Annotated in this window: 17 protein-coding genes; 13 read left to right on the top strand and 4 right to left on the bottom strand. The window is 69.8% G+C overall.

From position 1 onward, the window contains the following. Window positions 1–12 precede the first annotated feature (12 nt). Genes QTI20_RS16680 through cydX form a run of 3 tightly spaced genes read left to right on the top strand, consistent with a single transcriptional unit; the run spans window position 13 to window position 2,969 of the window. Window positions 13–1,626, top strand: a complete 1,614-nt coding sequence (locus QTI20_RS16680; protein ID WP_286552479.1) for a cytochrome ubiquinol oxidase subunit I — start codon at window positions 13–15, stop codon at window positions 1,624–1,626. A 16-nt stretch (window positions 1,627–1,642) separates the two neighbouring features. After that, a complete protein-coding gene (gene cydB / locus QTI20_RS16675; protein ID WP_286552477.1) occupies window positions 1,643–2,797 on the top strand; it encodes a cytochrome d ubiquinol oxidase subunit II in 1,155 nt (384 codons plus the stop codon). A gap of 22 nt (window positions 2,798–2,819) precedes the next feature. Beyond that, entirely contained in the window at window positions 2,820–2,969 is a 150-nt protein-coding gene (gene cydX / locus QTI20_RS16670) for a cytochrome bd-I oxidase subunit CydX (RefSeq protein ID WP_286552476.1), read from the top strand. Window positions 2,970–2,988: 19 nt separating this feature from the next. Here cydX and QTI20_RS16665 read toward each other — a convergent pair whose 3' ends face one another. The 4 genes from QTI20_RS16665 to QTI20_RS16650 form a co-directional block, all read right to left on the bottom strand. Next, window positions 2,989–3,339 (bottom strand): hypothetical protein, encoded by a 351-nt coding sequence (locus QTI20_RS16665; RefSeq protein ID WP_286552474.1) that lies wholly within the window; start codon window positions 3,337–3,339, stop codon window positions 2,989–2,991. 139 nt (window positions 3,340–3,478) lie between these two features. Continuing rightward, entirely contained in the window at window positions 3,479–3,727 is a 249-nt protein-coding gene (locus tag QTI20_RS16660; protein ID WP_286552472.1) for a hypothetical protein, read from the bottom strand. A gap of 249 nt (window positions 3,728–3,976) precedes the next feature. Continuing rightward, the gene (locus QTI20_RS16655) at window positions 3,977–6,121 is read right to left on the bottom strand and encodes a hypothetical protein (protein ID WP_286552471.1); all 2,145 of its coding nucleotides are present in this window, start codon (window positions 6,119–6,121) and stop codon (window positions 3,977–3,979) included. 340 nt (window positions 6,122–6,461) lie between these two features. Continuing rightward, window positions 6,462–7,055, bottom strand: coding sequence for a GbsR/MarR family transcriptional regulator (locus QTI20_RS16650; RefSeq protein ID WP_183026656.1), 594 nt, complete (start codon window positions 7,053–7,055; stop codon window positions 6,462–6,464). Window positions 7,056–7,204: 149 nt separating this feature from the next. On the opposite strand from QTI20_RS16650, the gene QTI20_RS16645 reads away from it, so the two are divergent. From QTI20_RS16645 to QTI20_RS16600, 10 genes are all read left to right on the top strand, one after another. Further along, the gene (locus tag QTI20_RS16645; RefSeq protein ID WP_183026655.1) at window positions 7,205–7,390 is read left to right on the top strand and encodes a hypothetical protein; all 186 of its coding nucleotides are present in this window, start codon (window positions 7,205–7,207) and stop codon (window positions 7,388–7,390) included. A 32-nt stretch (window positions 7,391–7,422) separates the two neighbouring features. Continuing rightward, window positions 7,423–8,535, top strand: a complete 1,113-nt coding sequence (gene aroC, locus QTI20_RS16640; RefSeq protein WP_183026654.1) for a chorismate synthase — start codon at window positions 7,423–7,425, stop codon at window positions 8,533–8,535. After that, complete coding sequence (locus tag QTI20_RS16635; RefSeq protein ID WP_286552469.1) at window positions 8,535–9,755, top strand: MFS transporter; 1,221 nt, start codon at window positions 8,535–8,537, stop codon at window positions 9,753–9,755. Before aroC ends, QTI20_RS16635 begins: the two co-directional genes overlap by 1 nt. Window positions 9,756–9,812: 57 nt before the next feature. Further along, window positions 9,813–10,406, top strand: a complete 594-nt coding sequence (locus QTI20_RS16630) for a rhomboid family intramembrane serine protease (protein WP_183026652.1) — start codon at window positions 9,813–9,815, stop codon at window positions 10,404–10,406. Between the two features lie 53 nt (window positions 10,407–10,459). Next, a complete protein-coding gene (locus QTI20_RS16625; protein ID WP_286552467.1) occupies window positions 10,460–11,689 on the top strand; it encodes a lyase family protein in 1,230 nt (409 codons plus the stop codon). Continuing rightward, window positions 11,686–12,126, top strand: a complete 441-nt coding sequence (locus tag QTI20_RS16620; RefSeq protein ID WP_286552465.1) for a carboxymuconolactone decarboxylase family protein — start codon at window positions 11,686–11,688, stop codon at window positions 12,124–12,126. The genes QTI20_RS16625 and QTI20_RS16620 overlap by 4 nt, the downstream gene beginning before the upstream one ends. Continuing rightward, window positions 12,123–13,358 (top strand): MFS transporter, encoded by a 1,236-nt coding sequence (locus QTI20_RS16615; RefSeq protein WP_286552464.1) that lies wholly within the window; start codon window positions 12,123–12,125, stop codon window positions 13,356–13,358. Before QTI20_RS16620 ends, QTI20_RS16615 begins: the two co-directional genes overlap by 4 nt. Further along, window positions 13,355–14,119: an alpha/beta fold hydrolase gene (locus QTI20_RS16610; protein ID WP_286552463.1), complete on the top strand. Its 765-nt coding sequence runs from the start codon at window positions 13,355–13,357 to the stop codon at window positions 14,117–14,119. Before QTI20_RS16615 ends, QTI20_RS16610 begins: the two co-directional genes overlap by 4 nt. Window positions 14,120–14,150: 31 nt before the next feature. Continuing rightward, the gene (locus tag QTI20_RS16605) at window positions 14,151–15,449 is read left to right on the top strand and encodes a UDP-N-acetylglucosamine 1-carboxyvinyltransferase (RefSeq protein WP_286552462.1); all 1,299 of its coding nucleotides are present in this window, start codon (window positions 14,151–14,153) and stop codon (window positions 15,447–15,449) included. Between the two features lie 96 nt (window positions 15,450–15,545). Further along, window positions 15,546–16,223: a DsbA family oxidoreductase gene (locus QTI20_RS16600; protein WP_286552460.1), complete on the top strand. Its 678-nt coding sequence runs from the start codon at window positions 15,546–15,548 to the stop codon at window positions 16,221–16,223. The last annotated feature ends 58 nt before the right edge of the window (window positions 16,224–16,281 follow it).

The raw sequence follows: 16,281 nt of genomic DNA, 5'->3' as shown, positions 1-16,281 counted from the left end.
AGGAACCTCCCCATGGACCTCGACATCGTCGCTCTCTCCCGATTGCAGTTCGCCCTCACGGCGCTGTACCACTTCCTTTTCGTGCCGCTGACCATCGGCCTCGCGGTGATCGTCGCCATCATGGAGACGGTCTACGTGATGACCGGCCGCACGGTCTGGCGCGACATGACCAAGTTCTGGGGCGTGCTGTTCGGCATCAACTTCGCGATGGGCGTGGCCACGGGCATCGTGATGGAGTTCCAGTTCGGCATGAACTGGAGCTACTACAGCCACTACGTGGGCGACGTCTTCGGCGCGCCGCTGGCCATCGAAGGCCTGATGGCCTTCTTCCTCGAAGCCACCTTCGTCGGGCTGTTCTTCTTCGGCTGGGACAAGCTCAGCAAGGTCGGCCACCTGATGACCACCTGGGCCGTGGCCATCGGCTCCAACTTCTCGGCGCTGTGGATCCTGATCGCCAACGGCTGGATGCAGAACCCGGTGGGCTCGGCCTTCAACCCGCAGACCATGCGCATGGAGGTCACCGACTTCTTCGCCGTGCTGACCAACCCGGTGGCGCAGGCCAAGTTCGTGCACACGGTGTCGGCCGGCTACACGGTGGCGGCGATCTTCGTGTTGGGCGTGTCGGCCTGGTATGTGCTCAAGGGCCGGCACCTGGAACTCGCCAAGCGCTCGATGACCGTGGCCGCGTCCTTCGGCCTCGCGGCCTCGCTGTCGGTGGTGGTGCTGGGCGACGAGAGCGGCTACCTCTCGACCGAGCACCAGAAGATGAAGCTGGCCTCGATCGAGGCCATGTGGAAGACCGAGCCCGCGCCCGCCGCCTTCACCGCCTTCGGCTTCCCCGACCAGGCCGCGCGCGAGACGCACTACGCGATCCACATCCCGGCCGTGATGGGCCTGATCGGCACCCGCTCGCTCGACACCGTGATCCCCGGCATCGAGGAACTGGTCGAGCGCGCCGAGGAGCACATCCACGCGGGCATCAAGGCCTACGACGCGCTGCAGACCATCCGCGCGGCCGGCAGCGACGCCGCGGTCCCGGCCGCCGCACGCGAGGCCTTCGAGGCCAACGGCCAGTCGATGGGCTATGCGCTGCTGCTCAAGCGCTATGTCGACGACCCGCGCCAGGCCACGCCCGAGCAGATCCAGAAGGCCGCCTGGGACACCGTGCCGGCGGTGGCGCCGCTCTACTGGTCCTTCCGCATCATGGTCGGGCTGGGCATGTTCTTCATCCTGCTGACCGCCACCTTCTTCGTGCTGTCGACGCGGCGCCGGCTCGATGCGCACCCGTGGCTGCTCAAGGTCGCGGTGTTCGCGATCCCGCTGCCGTGGATCGCCGCCGAGTGCGGCTGGATCGTGGCCGAGGTCGGCCGCCAGCCCTGGGTGATCGAAGGCGTGCTGCCCACGGCCGTGGCGGTGTCGAACCTGGGCGTGACCACCTTGCTGATCACCATCGTGGGCTTCGTGGCGATCTACACCACGCTGTTCCTGATCGAGATGAAGCTGATGCTCAAGGCCATCCGCAAGGGCCCCGAAGAGCACCCCGTGCCGCCGCCCGCCGTCTACCGCGGCGGTGCCGCACCCGAGCTGCGCGCCTCGCCGCGCCCCCTGACCGGCGCCGCCGAATAACCGAGGAGCACACACCATGGTCCTGAACGAACTGATCTCCTACGAAACCCTGCGCATGGTCTGGTGGCTGCTGATCGGCGTGCTGCTGGTCGCCTACGCCGTCACCGATGGCTTCGACCTCGGCGCCGGCATGCTGCTGCCCTTCGCAGGCCGCAACGACAACGAGCGCCGCGTGATCATCAACAGCGTCGGCCCGGTCTGGGAAGGCAACCAGGTCTGGCTGATCCTGGGCGGCGGCGCGGTCTTCGCGGCCTGGCCGCAGCTCTACGCGGTGTCCTTCTCGGGCTTCTACCTCGCGATGTTCGTGATCCTGGTCGCGCTGATCCTGCGGCCCGTGGCCTTCAAGTTCCGCAGCAAGCGCGAGGAGCCGGCCTGGCGCGCGCGCTGGGACGCGGTGCTGTTCGCCAGCGGCCTGGTGCCGGCGCTGATCTACGGCGTGGCCGTGGGCAACGTGCTGCAGGGCGTGCCCTTCCGTTTTGCCAGCGACATGCGCATCTTCTACGACGGCAGCTTCTTCGGCCTGCTCAACCCCTTCGCGCTGTTGTGCGGCCTGGTGTCGGTCGCGATGATGCTGATGCACGGCGCGGCCTGGCTGCAGCTCAAGACCGACGGCGCCGTGGCTGCGCGCGCGCGCACCTACGGCAGCTGGGCGGCCATCGCCACGCTGCTGCTCTACGCGCTGGCCGGCTTCGCGCTCTGGACCTGGATCGACGGCTACCGCGTGACCAGCGCGCTGCCGACCACCGGCCCGTCGAACCCGATGCTCAAGACCGCCGAACTGCACGTCGGCGCCTGGTTCCTCAACTACGCGGCCAAGCCCTGGCTGTGGGCGGCGCCGGTGCTGGGTCTCGCGGGCGCATTGCTGGCGCTGATCGGCCTGCGCCTGCGGCGCGAGGTGGCCACGCTGCTGGCCAGCGGCCTGTCGATCGCGGGCATCGTGCTCAGCGTGGGCGCGTCGATGTTCCCCTTCATCCTGCCCTCGTCGATCGACCCGCGCGCCAGCCTGATGGTGTGGGACTCGTCCTCGAGCCACCTGACGCTGTTCAACATGCTGGTCGCGACCGCGATCTTCCTGCCGATCATCGTGGCCTACACCACCTGGGTCTACCACGTGCTGTGGGGCAAGGTGGATGCCGAAGCCATCCGTGAAGACCGCGGACACGCGTATTGAAACGCCAAGAAAGGACTGACAGATGTGGTACTTCGCCTGGATCCTGGGGCTGCCGCTGGCGGCCACCTTCGCGGTGCTCAATGCGATGTGGTACGAGCTGATGGACGACGAAGCGATTCGCCGCGACAAGTTCGACACGCCTGAAAGCTCGCGCAATCAGGAGCGGCTGTAGCGGGGCGCCGCCGGGCCGCTCAGGCCGACGGCGGCTGCAGCGCGGCGCGCGCCCGCGGGGACAGCGGGACGCTCGCGGGCAGCAACGCCAGGGCCTGCGCACCGCGGGCCGCGGTGCCGACATTGGCCACGAAGGTCAGGCGCCGGCCGTGGAATTCGAAGATCAGGTTGAAGGTGCCGTAGGCCGATCGCACGTCGACCTCGCGAATCTGCGCCCAGGGCCGCTGCTGCAGGCGCAGCACGCGGAACACCAGTTGCTCGCTCTCGATGCGGAGGACCGGATTCAGGCTGTTGCTGGCCAGCGCGACCCAGGGCAACCCGCGCCAGCCGGTGAAGGTGGCCCGGACGCGAAAGGCGCCGTTCCGCATCATCGCGGGGCCGTCGTCCGGGGCGACACGCGCACGGGGCTGTGTTCGCGTCTTCCCGCGCTGGCCGGCAAGGCCAAGGAAAGCGACTGTGCGCCGCTCGTCACGGTCCGAAGGACGAGCCTTGCCTCTTGGACACGGGAAGTCAATGTGGACCGGGGAGGCCATTGCTGACCAGGTCGCCGCCGATAGCGTGCAGGTTTTCCGTGATCTCGCAAAGGGCAAAGTCCGGGTCCGGGAACGCGGTCAGGAGCTCAGGGTTCTGGCACTCGACCTCGGCAAGCAGGAGGTCGCGCGGAAAGTCGCGACAAAGCCAACGCCGTTCGCGTTCGACGGTGGTGTCGTGCGGTCTTGGAAACCCCGGTCGCTCGGCAGTCTGTGGATCGATGCTCATCGGCTGTCCTCGGGCCAAGCGATAAGATCCGATCCGATCGTGCGCCCGGCCCGCTGCATTCTGTCACGCTGTGATTGCGCAAGACCGAGGTCAGATGGCGAGACGCCGAAGTCAGCAGCGTCGAATCACAGGAGATGCAAACCCGATGCGACTGGACCCTGAGAACCGCCCTGGGCGCGGTCCTCGACAAGCTGGGCAAGGGGGAGCGCGGGCGCAGCCATGCAGAACCTCCGTCTGATGAGGCTTTCTCTAATAGAGGTAAACCGCCCCTCGGTTGACGGCGCTGTTGTCTGCTTGATCGCCACCGATGCCACTTGCCGCGCTGGCTTCTCCGGTCGCCCCCACCGCGATCGTCTGGCTGTCCGCCGAGATGTCGATCGCGTCGCCGAACAGATCGCCGCTGCCGGTGTTGGGTGCCTTCAGGTACCTCGTGCGTGCGAACTGCGCGCCCGCCAGCCGGTACAGGTAAACGGCGCCGGCCGTCGTGGCCGCGCCCTGCGTCGCGTCGCCATCGACGCCGGTTCCACTGCTCGAGTCGCCGCGCGCGGAAATCGCCAGGACGGTGCCGTCCCGCGTGAGCGCCAGGCCGAAGCCGCCGAAAGTGGCCTCCGGCGTGGGCAGGGGCGCCGGGATCGTCTGGGCGAGGGCGTAGGTGCCCGCATTGCGCCGGAACACATAGGCGACGCCCGCGCGAGACACGCCCGCGACCGGCTCGTTGCGTGCGCCGATGATCACCGTGTCGCCATCGCCCGATATGGCGGTGGTCGCCCCGAACAGATTGTCGGTGCCGGGCACCGGTGCCTTGAGGTAGGCGCGCTGGGTCCATGTGCCCGTGCCCGTGTCGTAGCCATAGACGAATGCCGCGCCGGCGTTGGACGCGCTGGTGTCGGTTTCATCGGTGAGCGAGCCGCTGCGGTCGTACTGCGCGCCCACCACGATGGTGCCGCCGTCGGCCGAGATCTTGGCCTGCACGCCGAACAGCGCACCCAGCTGCACGTGCTCGGGTTCGATGGTGGCTTCCCTGGCCCAGGTACCGCCTGTCTTGCGGTACACGTGAAAGCTTCCGCCCCTGCCGTTCATGTACTCGCTGACCACGGCCACCGTGCCGTCCCGCGAGATGCCGAGGAACGCGCCGAAGTTGCCGATGGTGCGCGGCACCGGCGCGTTCCACTCGTCGGCCTGCGTCCAGCCCGATGGCGTCCTGGAGAACACCTGCACCAAACCCTGGTCGCCAAACGCGCCGTCGTAGCCGAACATGCCCACCAGCAAGGTGCCGTCGTCCGACATGACGGGCCTGGGATAGCTCGCGGTCTGGAAGCTCAGCGTTTGCACCCACTGCCACTGGCCCGCGCTGCGCGTGAACAACTCCAGCGTGGCCGAAGCACCGACGGCCATGACGTTGCCGTCCGGCGACAGGGCAACGGACTGGCCGAAGTTGCGGATGCCGGCGGCCCCCGGCTTGAAGTAACCGATGGCCCGGGTGGCATCCGCAGTGACCGGCAGCGACCAGGGGCTGCAACCATGGGCATTGCAGGCCTGCAGGGCATAGCGCCAGGCAGCCGGCGGCTGGGTCAATGCCAGGTCCTGCAGCGCATAGGTGGTGCTGCCGAGGTTGTCGGCCAGCACGGTGAAATTGCCCGTGGCGCCCGGGTCTTCGCCCAGCCGGTAGTAGCTGGTGTGGGCAACGGCCGGCCAGCTGAACAGGAAGGATTTGGGCGCGTAGCCGACAGTGGGCGCGGCGGGAATCGGCGGCGCTACCGCCGACGGATCGACGGCGCAAACAGCCACGACCGAGGTGACGGCCGCATCGACCGTGCCGTTGGCACCGGAGAGGGTGCACAGCTGTCCGGCCGGTTGCATGTGCACGGTCACGTCGTACGCGGCGCCTTCGGGCAGGGCCTGCGCGAACGCGAAGCTGCCGTTGGCCGCAAGGCTCAGCGCGTCCGTGCCGTTGTTGCGCAGCACCAGCGTTCCGCCCGCCAGGCCCGAGAGCGTGCCGCCCACCGTGTGGGTGGTGGCTGCGCAGGACACGCGCACGTCCGTGACCTGGGCCGAGGCCGTGCCCTGGCCCGCGCTCACTGCGCAGGTCTGGCCTTCGGGCTGCTGGGCGATGCTCACTGCGTAAGGGTTGCCGGCCGTCACCGGGTCGGCGAAGTGGAAGGGGCCGTCGGCCTGGAGGGTGAGGTCGCCCTTGCCGTTGTTGCGCAGCACCAGGGTGCCCTGGAGGCCCGAGACGCTGCCGCCGATGGTGAAACGGGCGGCCGGAACGACAGGCGGCGTGCCCGTGCCGTCATCACCGCCATCGCCGCCGCCCCCGCACGCCGCCAGCATCACGGCGGCCATGCCTGTCACGCCCCACGCAGCAAGGCGCTGCAGACTCTTCCGTTGAACCATGAACCCACCCCTCTCGTTAGCTGCGAGATGCTATGCAGCACGGCAGGCGCAGCCAATCCCCGAAAACTGGTAGCTCGACGTTGGTCATCGATCGGTGGCGCGATCTCCCGAGCATCCGGTTGGGTGCCCGGACCTCAGCCCCCGCGCGCCGCTTCATCGCCTGCCGGAGGCGCCGCGACCACCAAGGGCTGCAACTCGGCCCATTGACCATCGCGCAAGCGCCAGACATCGCATTGCGCGTGGCGGCTGCTTGCCTGCTTCATCCTTCAGCAGGATCACGCCCAGTGCCGCGAGCGCGCGCCCTCGGCGATCAGGCCGAAGCGGATCCCCGCGGCGCAGCCTACTTCTCGGCCGCCTTCCCCCGCTTGCCCCCGCCCGTCAACCGGTCCTTGAGCCCCAGCACCTTGGTCACGGTCGCGCCCATGCCCATGAGCTGCATGGCGGTCTCGGGCGCGAGGCGCTGCACGTCGTCGAACCACTTCATCAGCCGGTCGATGAGGTCGTGCATCTCGCGCATGCGCTGCTGGGCATGGCGCTCCTCGGCCGAGGTGGGTTCCTCGAGCAGCGCCATGCGCAGCATCGACAGCGTGGGCTCGATCTCGCGGCGGCGGCGCTCCTCGGCGAGCACGCGGAAGATCTCCCAGACGTCCGACGGCGCCTCGAAGTACTCGCGGCGGTCGCCGGATTGGTGGCGCAGACGCACCAGGCGCCAGGCCTGCAATTCCTTCAAACCCATGCTCACGTTGGAACGCGAGAAGGCCAGCAGCTCGGAGATCTCGTCGGCGTTGAGCGCACGCTCCGATAAAAAGATCAGCGCGTAGATCTGGCCGACGGTGCGGTTGATGCCCCACTTGCTGCCCATCTCGCCGAAGTGGGCGACGAACTGGCGGTTGAGGGGCGGGAGCTCGAGGGGAGGGCTGCTGGTGCTGGGCATGACGTGATTGTTGCGCGTCGCTGCTGAAGCTTCAAGAAGTTCTGAAATTCTGGCGTTTCAGGGGTGCTTCCGGGGTGCTTCCGGATTGACCTGCGTTTCACGCCGCACCGATACTGCTTGCCACATCCAGCCCCCACGAAAGGCATCGCATGAGCAACGAACTGCGCAAGAAGCTGCACGAACTGTCGGTGCTGGTCGACAACGCACCCGACCCGCAGACCCGTGCGATCGTCGAGGCGCTGCGGCTGCAGACCGCGATCCTCAACGAGCGGCTGTTCGCCATCGACCTGCAAATAGGCGAGCTGATCCAGCGGATGGATGCGCGGGTCGGCTGAAGTGCGCGCCATTGTGGGGATAATCCTCCGCCATGAGCGGCAACACTTTCGGCAATCTCTTCGCGGTCACCAACTTCGGTGAATCGCACGGCCCGGCCATCGGCTGCGTGATCGACGGCTGCCCCCCCGGCATGGCCCTGACCGAGGCCGACATCCAGGGCGACCTGGACCGTCGCCGCCCCGGCACCAGCCGCCACGTCACGCAGCGCAACGAGCCCGACGCGGTGCAGATCCTCTCCGGCGTCTACCAGGGCAAGACCACCGGCACGCCGATCGCGCTGTTGATCCAGAACACCGACCAGCGCAGCAAGGACTACGGCGCCATCGCCGAGCAGTTCCGGCCCGGCCACGCCGACTTCACCTACTGGAAGAAGTACGGCATCCGCGATCCGCGCGGCGGCGGGCGCTCCTCGGCCCGGCTCACGGCGCCGATGGTGGCGGCCGGCGCGGTGGCCAAGAAATGGCTGTTCGAAAAATACGGCACGGTGTTCCGCGGCTGCATGACGCAGATCGGCGAGACCGTCATTCCCTTCGAGGACTGGCAGCACGTGCCCAACAACCCCTTCTTCGCGCCCGTGGCCGACGTCTCGGCGCTCGAGGCCTACATGGACGCGCTGCGCAAGGCCGGCGACTCCTGCGGCGCGCGCATCCGCGTGACCGCCTCGAAGGTGCCGGTCGGCCTGGGCGAGCCGCTGTTCGACAAGCTCGATGCCGACATCGCCTTCGCGATGATGGGCATCAACGCGGTCAAGGGCGTGGAGATCGGCGCCGGCTTCGCCAGCGTCGCGCAGCGCGGCACCACGCACGGCGATTCGATCCGGCCCGACGGCTTCGCGAGCAACAACGCGGGCGGCGTGCTCGGCGGCATCAGCACCGGGCAGGACCTGGAAGTCAGCATCGCGATCAAACCGACCAGCTCGATCATCAGCCCGCGCCAGTCCATCGACGTGAACAACCAGCCGGTCGAGGTCGTGACCAAGGGCCGGCACGACCCCTGCGTGGGCATCCGCGCCACGCCGATCGCCGAGGCGATGCTGGCGCTGGTGGTGATGGAACATGCGCTGCGCCAGCGCGCACAGAACGGCGAAAAGGCCCCGGCCGACACCGAAGCACCCGCGGCACCGCTGCAGGCCTCCTTCCTCTAGTGGCCACCGCGCCACCCCCGCCGTCCCCCGCGGGGGGCCGCGGTCACCTGCTGGCGTTCGCCGCGCTGTCGGCGAGCTATTTCGCGCACATCGGTTTCTTCAACCCCTATCTGCCGCTGTGGCTCAAGGACCAGGGGCTGCCGATCTTCACCATCAGCCTGCTGGCGGCGGTGCAGTCCTTCACCCGCGTGTTCGCGCCCTATGCCTGGGGCGCGCTGAGCGACCACACCGGCGAGCGCGTGCGGCTGCTGCGCATCAGCGCGGCGATCGCGCTGGCCGTGTCCTTCGGCCTCTGGGTGCCGGGCAATGCCTGGTGGATCGGCTTCGTGCTGCTGCTGCTGTTCACCCACACCAGTTCGATGATGGGGCTCACCGAGGCCGCGATGGCGCAACTGGTGGCGGGCGACTGGGGGCGCTACGGCCGGATCCGGCTCTGGGGCTCGGCCGGTTTCCTGCTCACGGTCTCGGTCGCGGGCGAATGGTTCGACCGCTTCGGCATGGGCCACTTCCCGGCCTGGGCCGCGATCACGCTGGCGCTGGTGCTGTGGGCCGCCTGGCGCCTGCCCGACGTGCGCGAGCCGCCGGCCGCGCACGACGAGGCGCGTGTGCCGGTCGGCCCGGTGCTGCGCCAGCCCGCGGTGCGCTGGTTCCTGGCCTCGCTGTGCCTGCACATCACGGCGCATTTCTCGATCTACGGCTTTCTCTCGCTGTATCTCGATTCGCTGGGCTACGGCAAGGGCGTGATCGGCGCGCTGTGGGCGCTGTCGATCGTGACCGAGGTCGGCTGGTTCTTCGTGCAGGGCCGGATCATCGGCCGCTTCCCGATGGCGCGCTGGCTGCTGATCTGCAGCGTCGTGGCGATCGCGCGCATGGCGCTCACCGGTGCGGCGGGGCAGTGGCTGTGGGCCATCGTGGTCGCGCAACTGCTGCACGGTTTGAGCTTCGCGGCCCACCACACGACCTGCATCGCGCTGGTCACGCGCCATTTCCCGGGCCGGCTGCGCGGCCGCGGCCAGGCGCTCTTCACCGTGGTCGGCTACGGCATCGGCGGCGTGGCCGGCGTGCTGGCCGGCGGGGCGCTGGCCAGCCGCTTCGGTTTCGGCGCGATGTTCGCGGCCGCCTCGGTGCTCGCGGTGCTGGGCACGCTGTGCGCCTGGCGCATGGTGCTGGCCGAGGCGGGCACTTCGGGCCCGGCGCCGGAACCTCGCGCCGCGGCCTGAGTCGCACCGTGCGCCTTCTTCCCTGATCCAGACCCAGACCCCAGAAACGGAGCCCCGATGTTTGCCATGCCGCCCGCCACCCAGGCGCTGATCCTCAGCTGCGTGGTCGTTTTCCTGATGCAGTCGCTCGGCGTCGACGGCCTGGCGATGTTCGCGCTGTGGCCCGTCGACTCGGGCGGCTTCATGCCCTGGCAGGTGCTGAGCTACGCCTTCCTGCACGGCGGCATGTCGCACCTGGTGTTCAACATGTTCGGCCTGTTCATGTTCGGCGCCGAGCTCGAGCGCGTCTGGGGCCCGAAGCGCTTCCTGGTCTTCTACTTCGTGAGCGTGCTGTTCGCCGCGCTGGCCCAGCTCGCGGTCGCGGCCTGGAGCGGCAGCGGTGCGCCCACGGTGGGCGCCTCGGGCGGCCTGTTCGGCCTGCTGCTGGGCTTCGCGATGCTGTTCCCCCACCGCCGCATCGTGCCGCTGATCCCGCCGATCCCGATGCCGGCCTGGCTGTTCGTGCTGCTCTACGGCCTGATCGAATTGTTCCTGGGCGTGACCGGCAGCATGAGCGGCGTGGCGCATTTCGCGCACCTGGGCGGCATCCTGGGCGGCTGGCTCACGCTGCGCTACTGGCGCGGCCAGATCCCTTTCGGTACCCGACGCTGAGCAGGGGGCGGCGGCCCGCGTTCACAATGCGGGCACCCGAAACGCCTTCTTCCATGAGCATCTTCGACGCCTTTCTGTCCAACCCCGAGATCCAGGCGGTCTTCGAGGGCCCTTCGGTCGTCGGCGCGATGCTGCGCTTCGAGGCCGAACTGGCGCGCGCGCAAGCGGGCGCGGGCCTGGTCCCCGCGGCCGCGGCCGAAGCCATCGCCGCCTGCTGCGACCCCGCGCTGTTCGATCCCGCGCAGATCGCGCGCGACAGCGGCCGCGCCGGCAGCCTCGCGATCCCGCTGGTGCTGGCGCTCAAGGCCCGGGTGGCCGAGCGTCATCCCGAGGCCTTGCCCTTCGTGCACCTGGGCGGCACCAGCCAGGACGTGATCGACACCGCACTGGCGCTGACGATGCGCGAGGCGCTGGCGCTGCTGGAAACCGATCTCGACGCCGCGATCGCGGCCTTGCTGGACCATGCGCAGGCCCATGCCGCCACGCCGATGCTGGCGCGCACGCTGATGCAGCCGGCCTCGGTCACCAGCTTCGGCCTGGTGTGCGCGCAGTGGGCGGCGCCGCTGCTGCGCAGCCGCGAGCGCTTGCAGGACGTCGCGGCGCGTGCGCTGCAACTGCAGCTGGGCGGCGCGGTCGGCACGCTCGCGCAGATGAAGGGACAGGGCGCCGCGGTGCGGGCCCGCCTCGCCGCCGCGCTGCGGCTGCGCGACCCCGGCGCCACCTGGCACACCCAGCGCGACGAGGCGGTGGCCTTGGGCTGCGAACTGGGCCTGCTGGCCGGCAGCCTGGGCAAGATCGCGCTCGACCTGTCGCTGCTGGGCCAGTACGAGGTCGGCGAGGTCACCGAAGGCAGCGAGCCCGGCCGTGGCGGCTCCTCGGCCATGCCGCACAAGCGCAATCCGGTGGCCTCGATGGTCGCGCTGGCCGCCGCGCAACGCGCGCCGCAGCAGGTCGCGGCGCTGCTGGCTGCGATGCCGCAGCAGCACCAGCGCGCGCTGGGCCCCTGGCAGGCCGAACTGGCCGCCTGGCCGCAACTCTGGACCACGGTGCAGGGCGCCACCCGCGCATTGGCCGGCGCGCTGCCGCGGCTGCAGGTCGATGCCGCGCGCATGCGCGCCCAGATCGACCGGCTGCGCGCCGAACTGCCGCCCGAGGCCGCCGACGAATGGTTCGACCCGGCGCTGGCCGAGGGCGCCGCCGAGATCGCCCGCGCGCAGCTGCAGGACCTGCGGGCCCGCTTCGACACCCTTCGCGCACCCACTTCCAAGGACGTTTCGCCATGAGCGACGACAGCACTTCCTCCTCTCCTTCCTCGACGCCGAGCGACTACGAACGCGGCCTGCTGCAGCGCCGCCGCGTGCTGGGCGATGCCTGGGTCGACCAGTCGCTGGCCAAGCGCACCGGCTTCAACGCCGAGTTCCAGGAACTCATCACGCGTCATGCCTGGAACGACATCTGGGGCCGGCCCGCGCTGGGCGACAAGACGCGCCGCTACATGGTGCTGTCGATGATGCTGGGCACCCACGCGTACGAGGAGTTCGCGATGCACGTGCGCTCCGCGCTCGACGGGCCGCCCGAGTCGCGGCTCACGCCCGACGACATCAAGGAAGTGCTGCTGATGGCGGCCATCTACTGCGGCGTGCCGGTGGCCAACCATGGCTTCGGCATCGCGACGGCGATCCTGCGTGAAAAGGGCCTGCTCTCGGACCTGCCGAAGTGAGTGCGGCCGCGGGCGCCCCACCTTCCGCGCCATCGCCGGCGATCTCCTTCGCGCTGCTGCTGCCGCTGCTGCTCGCGGCCCAGCCCGTGGCCACCGACAGCTACCTGCCGGCCCTGCCCGAGATCGCGCGCGAACTGGGCTCGGCCAGCGCCAGCCTGACGGCCTTCGTGCTGGCCTTCGGCTTCGCGCAGCTCGCCTGCGGACCGCTGGCAGACCGCATCGGCCGCCGGCCGGTGCTGCTGGGCGGCCTGGCCCTCTACGCGCTGGCCTCGGCCGGCGGCGTGTTCGCGCCCATCATGGCCTGGCTGGTGGGGCTGCGCGTGCTGCACGGCTTCGCGATGGCCGCGATCCTGGTCTGCGCGCGCGCCGCGGTGCGCGACCTCTACCCGGCGCACGAAGGCCCGCACATCATGGCGCGCGGCCTCACGGGCCTGGGCATCGTCGCGCTGTTCGCGCCGGTGATGGGCGCCTTCGCGGTCGAGGAACTGGGCTGGCGCTGGGTGCTGGGCGGCATGGCCGTCTATGCGCTGGTGCTGTGGGCCATGTGCCACCGCTGGTTCGGCGAGACGCTGCGGCCGCCGGTGGCCGGGGCGGCCGCCGCGCCCCAGGGCAGCCTGCGCGAGGTGTTCGCCAGCGCGAGCTTCCGCGCCTGGGCCTCGGTCGCGGCCAGCACCTATGCGGGCATCTTCTCCTTCCTGCTGCTGTCGCCTATGGTCTACATCGGCTACCTGGGGCTCACGCCGATCCAGTACGGCTGGATTCCCGCGGGCGGCTCGCTGGTCTACATCTTCAGCACCACGATGTGCCGGCGCCTGCTGCGCCGGCGCGGCGCGGTGCGCACCGTGCAGCTGGGCGCCACGCTGAGCCTGGCCGGCCCGCTGCTGGCGGCGCTGGGCTGCTGGCTGCTACCGCTGTCGGTCTGGCCGCTGCTGCTGGGCCACGGGGTCTATTGCCTGGGCCACGGCATCCATCAACCCTGCGGCCAGGCCGGCGCGGTGGGCGACCTGCCGCACCTGGCCGGGCGCGCGGTGTCGTGGTCGGGCTTCGGCATGATGGTGGCGGGCTTCGTGGTCGGACAGACCGCCGCCACCTTCATCGACCCGGCCTCGTCCAACGGCGCCTGGCCGATGGTGGTGCCGATGGCGCTGGCCGGCGCCTCGCTGATGCTCATCGCCTTCTTCTGGCTGCCCCGGCTGCCTGTAACCTCCGTCCGTAAAGAGATCGCACCATGATTCCATTGAATGTCCTGCGCGAAGGCGAAGGCCCGATCGTCGTGCTGAGCCATGCGCTCGGCTGCAACCTGCACATGTGGGACGGCGTGGCCGCGCTGCTGGCGCGTGCCCACACCGTGATCCGCTACGACCACCGCCACCACGGCGGCTCGGCCGCGCCGGCGGCGCCGTTCTCCGTCGAGGCCCTGGCCGACGACGCGGCCGCGCTGATCGAGCGCGAGGCCGGCGGCGAGCCGGTGCATTTCGTCGGCCTGTCGATGGGCGGCATGACCGCGCAGGCGCTGGCCCTGCAGCGGCCCGAGCTGCTGCGCGACGTGGTCATCGCGAACTCGAGCGCGCACTATCCCGACGTCTCGACCTGGCAAGCGCGGGTGGCGCGCGTGCAGGCCCACGGCGTGCAGGACATCGCCGACGGCGCGGTCGAGCGCTGGCTCACGCCGGCCTGGCGCGCCACGCCCGAAGGCACGGCCGCGGCCGCCGCGCTGCGCAGCATGCTGGTGGCCACCGATGCGGCCGGCTACGTCGAGAGCTGCAAGGCCGTGGCCGGCATCGACTTCCGTGCGAGCAACCGCCGCATCACGGTGCCGACGCTGGTGATCGACGGCGCGCAGGACCTGGCCACGCCGCCCGCGATGTCGGCGCAGATCGCCGAGGCCATCCCGCACGCGAAGCGCGCGAGCATCGATGCAGCGCATGTGAGTGCGGTCGAAAAGCCCGTCGAGTTCGTGACCCTTCTGACCGATTTCTGGCGCAGCCTCTGAGCCGGCGCGCCTTCACTTTTCCCTTCGTCCCATGTCCAACCTCATCGTCCACGGCGGCCGCCCGCTCAGCGGCCGCATCACGCCCTCGGCCAACAAGAACGCCGTGCTGCCGGTGCTCTGCGCCACCTTGCTCAGCACCGAGCCGCTGCGGCTGCTGGGCGTGCCCGACATCACCGACGTGCGCAAGATCCTCGACATCTTCCGCACGCTGGGCAGCCAGGTCGAGATGGACCATGCGAGCGGCACGCTGCAGCTGCACCATCGCGAGACCACCTTCGATGCGGTACGCCACCGGCTGCCCGAGGAGATGCGCTCGTCGATCATGCTCGTGCCGCCGCTCCTGGCGCGCTTCGGCGTGGCGCGGCTGGAGGACAACGTCAAGGGCTGCACGCTGGGCGTGCGCGAGATCGATCCGCACGTCGAGGTGTTCCGCCATTTCGGCGCCGAGGTCGAGCGCGCCGACGGCTCGCTGCTGGTGCGCGCCGGGGCGCTGCGGCCGGTGGACCACTGGCTGGACTACGCCTCGGTCACCACCACCGAGAACTTCGTGCTCTGCGCCTCGGCGGCCGAAGGCACCTCGACGCTGACCAACGCCGCGTCCGAGCCGCATGTGCAGGAGTTCTGCCGCTTCATGGTCGCCCTCGGCGCGCGCATCGAGGGCATCGGCACCTCGCGGCTCACGGTGCATGGCGGGGTCCGGCTGGGCGGCGGCGAGTTCCGCTTCGACGAGGACTTCCACGAGATCACCACCTTCCTCGCGCTGGGCGCGATCACCGGCGGCGACGTGGTGGTGCGCAACACCGCGCCGGGCAACTTCCCGCTGATCGACCGCACCTTCGCCAAGTTCGGCGTCAAGATCACCCATGAAGACGGCTGGTCGCGCGCCAGCACGCCGGGCGCGCTGCGCGTCCAGACGCCGTTCACCAGCAACGTGCTGACCAAGGTCGAGGCCGCGCCCTGGCCCTACTTCCCGGTCGACCTGCTGCCGATCTTCATCGCGCTGGGCGTGCGGGCGCAGGGCAACGCGATGTTCTGGAACAAGGTCTACGACGGCGCGCTGGGCTGGACCGGCGAGCTGTCGAAGTTCGGCGCCCATGTGTTCTCGTCCGACCCGCACCGGCTCATCACCTTCGGCGGCGGACCGCTGACGCCGGCGGTGGTCGAGAGCCCCTACATCATCCGGGTGGCGATCGCGCTGTTCATGGTGGCCGCCAGCATCGAGGGCCGCTCCGAGATCCGCAACGCCACGCCGATCCGCCGCGCCCACCCGCATTTCGTCGAGAACCTGCGCAGCCTGGGCGTGCAGGTGGAGTGGACCAGCGAGGAATGACCCGCGGCCGTGGTGGGGTGTTACGCCCTGCCGCCGGCAGCGGTGCTGTGCCTGGCGCCATCATGGCGGCTTGTCCCTGCCTGGAAGAGCCCGCCGATGACCGCCCGCCTCAAGATCGATTTCGTTTCCGATGTGTCCTGCCCCTGGTGCGCCATCGGCCTGACCGCGCTCGAAAGCGCGCTGGCGCGGGTCGCGCCCGAGGTCACGGCCGAACTGCATTTCCAGCCCTTCGAGCTCAACCCGCAGATGGCGCGCGAGGGCGAGGACACCATTGAGCACCTGACGCGCAAGTACGGCATCTCGGCCGAGCAGGCGCAGACCAACGCCGAGGCGATCCGCCAGCGCGGCGCCGCGGTCGGCTTCACCTTCGGCCAGGGCAAGCGCAAGCGCATCTGGAACACCTTCGACGCGCACCGGCTGCTGCACTGGGCCGAGCTCGAGGGCGAAGCGCAGCAGAAGGCGCTCAAGAAGCGGCTGCTGCAGGCCTACTTCACCGACGGCGAGAACCCTTCCGATATCGAGGTGCTGCTGCGTGCCGTGACCGAGGTCGGCCTCGACCCGGTGCGCGCCCGCGCGATCCTCGAGAGCGACGAATACGCCGAGGAAACACGCCAGCGCGAGCAGCTCTACACCGAGGCCGGCATCCGCTCGGTGCCCGCGATCATCATCAACGACCAGCACCTGATCTCGGGCGGCCAGCCGGTCGAGGTGTTCGAGCGCGCGCTGCGCCAGATCGCCGGCGAGGCGACGACGCAGAAGACCCTGCAGGCCTGAGCCGGCGACGGCTTGTCACCGGGCTTCACCGGGCGTTGACATGGCCGTGTCAACCTGA

It is taken from the genome of Variovorax sp. J2P1-31 (genome assembly GCF_030317215.1).
GTDB lineage: Bacteria > Pseudomonadota > Gammaproteobacteria > Burkholderiales > Burkholderiaceae_C > Variovorax.
Note: the sequence above shows the minus strand (reverse complement) of the source record. Positions and strands in the feature narration are given on the sequence as shown.

Excerpts from the sequence above, each read along its gene's own strand:
- QTI20_RS16680 (WP_286552479.1), top strand. The coding sequence starts at position 13 with ATGGACCTCGACATCGTCGCTCTCTCCCGATTGCAGTTCGCCCTCACG.
- cydB (WP_286552477.1), top strand. The coding sequence starts at position 1,643 with ATGGTCCTGAACGAACTGATCTCCTACGAAACCCTGCGCATGGTCTGG.
- cydX (WP_286552476.1), top strand. The coding sequence starts at position 2,820 with ATGTGGTACTTCGCCTGGATCCTGGGGCTGCCGCTGGCGGCCACCTTC.
- QTI20_RS16665 (WP_286552474.1), bottom strand. The coding sequence starts at position 3,339 with ATGATGCGGAACGGCGCCTTTCGCGTCCGGGCCACCTTCACCGGCTGG.
- QTI20_RS16660 (WP_286552472.1), bottom strand. The coding sequence starts at position 3,727 with ATGAGCATCGATCCACAGACTGCCGAGCGACCGGGGTTTCCAAGACCG.
- QTI20_RS16655 (WP_286552471.1), bottom strand. The coding sequence starts at position 6,121 with ATGGTTCAACGGAAGAGTCTGCAGCGCCTTGCTGCGTGGGGCGTGACA.
- QTI20_RS16650 (WP_183026656.1), bottom strand. The coding sequence starts at position 7,055 with ATGCCCAGCACCAGCAGCCCTCCCCTCGAGCTCCCGCCCCTCAACCGC.
- QTI20_RS16645 (WP_183026655.1), top strand. The coding sequence starts at position 7,205 with ATGAGCAACGAACTGCGCAAGAAGCTGCACGAACTGTCGGTGCTGGTC.
- aroC (WP_183026654.1), top strand. The coding sequence starts at position 7,423 with ATGAGCGGCAACACTTTCGGCAATCTCTTCGCGGTCACCAACTTCGGT.
- QTI20_RS16630 (WP_183026652.1), top strand. The coding sequence starts at position 9,813 with ATGTTTGCCATGCCGCCCGCCACCCAGGCGCTGATCCTCAGCTGCGTG.
- QTI20_RS16625 (WP_286552467.1), top strand. The coding sequence starts at position 10,460 with ATGAGCATCTTCGACGCCTTTCTGTCCAACCCCGAGATCCAGGCGGTC.
- QTI20_RS16620 (WP_286552465.1), top strand. The coding sequence starts at position 11,686 with ATGAGCGACGACAGCACTTCCTCCTCTCCTTCCTCGACGCCGAGCGAC.
- QTI20_RS16610 (WP_286552463.1), top strand. The coding sequence starts at position 13,355 with ATGATTCCATTGAATGTCCTGCGCGAAGGCGAAGGCCCGATCGTCGTG.
- QTI20_RS16605 (WP_286552462.1), top strand. The coding sequence starts at position 14,151 with ATGTCCAACCTCATCGTCCACGGCGGCCGCCCGCTCAGCGGCCGCATC.
- QTI20_RS16600 (WP_286552460.1), top strand. The coding sequence starts at position 15,546 with ATGACCGCCCGCCTCAAGATCGATTTCGTTTCCGATGTGTCCTGCCCC.